The following is a 2427-nucleotide window of genomic DNA, read 5'->3' as shown; positions in this document are numbered from 1 at the left end:
AGGCTCGCGGTGATGTGGACTGGAGGCAGGTCAAGGAGATTCATGACAGCTTCAAGTACAGCAACTCGGGGTTGGGGCCGGCTTCGCAGATCATTATTGCGATTGTGATGGCGGCGGTGGTTGGGCCGCTAGCTGCGGGCGCTGCCGCAGGGGCGGGGGCCGGCGCTGGGGTAGCTGCTGGAGCTGGAGCAGTCGCAGCGGGAGCGGCGACCAACGCTACGGTCAGCGTCGTTAATAACCGTGGCAACTTGGGCGCAGTGCTCAAGGATGTGACCTCTTCAGATGCGATGAAGGGGTATGTGATTGCTGGCGTTACTGCAGGCATGACGGCTGCTTATTTTGGTGATTGGACGGGGACTCAAACAAACACAATCACTGGGAAAGTTACGACGCCAGGTCTGCTGAATACTTGGAGTGGTGTTGGCAAATTTGCTGCCAACCAGACATTGCAAAGCGGCACCTCCATGCTGCTGAGCAAGGCGCTGGGGCAGGGCGGTAGCGCTAGCGATGCGTTGAAAGGCGCGCTGTTTAATACGTTGGCGGCAGCGAGTTTCAACCTGGTGGGTAATTACACCCAAGGTGTAGTTGCCGATGGCTCAGCACCTAAAATTGCGATTCACGCGATGGTCGGTGGTTTGCTGGCTGAGGCTACGGGCGGCGACTTCAAAACCGGTGCGCTGGCTGCGGGGGCGAATGAGGCGCTGGTTACTCATCTGAATACTCTGGTCAAAGGCAATGAAGAATTGCTGACGATGAGTTCGCAGATCGTAGGTGTGTTAGCGGCGGCGGGGCAGAAGGATGCGGATGCGGCCAAGCTTGAGAAGGGGGCTTGGATTGCGCAGAACCTGACGCAATACAACTTCCTGGAGCACCTGCCGCCAGGTTTGAGTGAATACGGATCAGCGGCAACTACTCTGGCAAAGGACATGCTAGAAAAAGGTGCCACTAACGACCAAATTGCCCAAGCACAGCTGCAGTTGGTCCAAGGGCAAGGTTTTGAAGGGGTTCAACCGGCTAATGAGTTCGTCAAGGCTTGGGGCTACTTCATGGCCGGTGAGCTCACTGGTGCGGCGCTAGCGGCAGTAGTAGGTCGGTTAGTGATGGGTGGTGTAAAAGGGCTAGAAATCGCGCCGGGTAAGTTTGATTATCTGTTTGGGCGTGTAGCTAGTAACTCTCATAATTCCGCTCGTTCCAATCAGCTTGCACTCGAAATGAAGAGACTTGGTGTTCCAGATAATGCCGCTGGTCGCCAGATGCTAACTGATCACTTGACTCGCTCTGCCAAAACTGACGGCAATTTAATTAATGCATTCTCCAATCAATACGGAAAATTTGAGGTCAGAGAGTCCTTGTTTATGGGACCATCGGGTAAGGCTGCTAATTTTCAGAGCACGTTCCAGGTTCTTGATGATGGAAGTCGTAAACTCAGCACAGTCATACCGCTTCACTGAGGAGGTCGTAATGAAATTTCCAAGCACAGATGATTTTTTGGAAGAGTTCGGTATCCAGCCTATTGAGGTTGATCCAAACTTGGCGCTATGTCGTTATATCCAGAAGTCTAAAAATAGCGAACTTGAGGTTGATGTTTCTTTTAGTGCTGTGATGAAGTCATTCCAAGTCGTGCTTAGGCTTTCCACTCAAGAGCTAGCAGTTATTTCGTCCGAGAGCGTCAAGTCTATTGAGTTAGTGCGAGATGAGTCTGGGGCTGGGATTCATGTTGTCTTTGATATGTCTGAATCACTGTCAGAGGCGAGGGTGATATTCGAACCTGAGGTGAGTTGCCGATGGTGGACGTTACACAAAGTATAAGAATGAAATAGGAGGGGATTGGTAAAAAGAAAAATGGGGTCAGACTACTATTCTTCTGACGGAGCACTAAACGTGGTGCTGACCTCTATTTTTCTGCAGAGTGCATCAAAGGGCGGCGTTAGGTAATGAACTCTCCTAGACTTATGGTTGCCTGGCTGTTAACAGTGCTCGGGAAGAAATTACTGTCAGTAAATGCTCTATTCCATGTTTCTCTTTCGAGAGGGATTCTGCCCCTCAAGAGGTTGGCCTTCTATTTGAAAGTTCTGAAATTGGGAAGCTCTATGGCGGGCCTGATGGTGCGTCTATCTGTTTTTCTTTGAATCCGATTTCAAACTGCGATCTAGGTGAATACGGTAGGCAAGATATTTTTAATATTTCTGGTGAGCTTTATTTCTCCAATGTTGTAGGAAGAAGGTTAGTGTCGGCATCGCTTGTGCAGTCCTTAGCAGAAGACGTAGTGATAGGCGTTGCTCTCTCGTTTGATAACGGTTTTTGCCTATCCATTTTAAACTTAGGTGATGAGCTTTTTATCTACGATGAGATCCCAGAGGAAATAGTGATCAGTGAGGGAGTGAGCCTTATCTCTGTGAGTTAATGGGGGAAAAATGGGGTGGGAGA

2 protein-coding genes are annotated in these 2427 nt (G+C 50.1%); both read left to right on the top strand.

The window, feature by feature from the left end; all coding sequences use genetic code 11:
- Positions 1-1451, top strand: a 1451-nt coding sequence (locus tag GIW48_RS29580) for a DUF637 domain-containing protein (protein ID WP_236463040.1), incomplete at its 5' end; no start/stop codon positions are given.
- 10 nt (positions 1452-1461) lie between these two features.
- Positions 1462-1809 (top strand): hypothetical protein, encoded by a 348-nt coding sequence (locus GIW48_RS29575; protein ID WP_056860342.1) that lies wholly within the window; start codon positions 1462-1464, stop codon positions 1807-1809.
- Positions 1810-2427 lie beyond the last annotated feature (618 nt).

This window comes from Pseudomonas sp. PA-6-3C, assembly GCF_021605825.1.
Taxonomy (GTDB): Bacteria; Pseudomonadota; Gammaproteobacteria; order Pseudomonadales; family Pseudomonadaceae; genus Aquipseudomonas; species Aquipseudomonas edaphica.
This window is presented reverse-complemented; position numbering and strand designations above follow the sequence as displayed.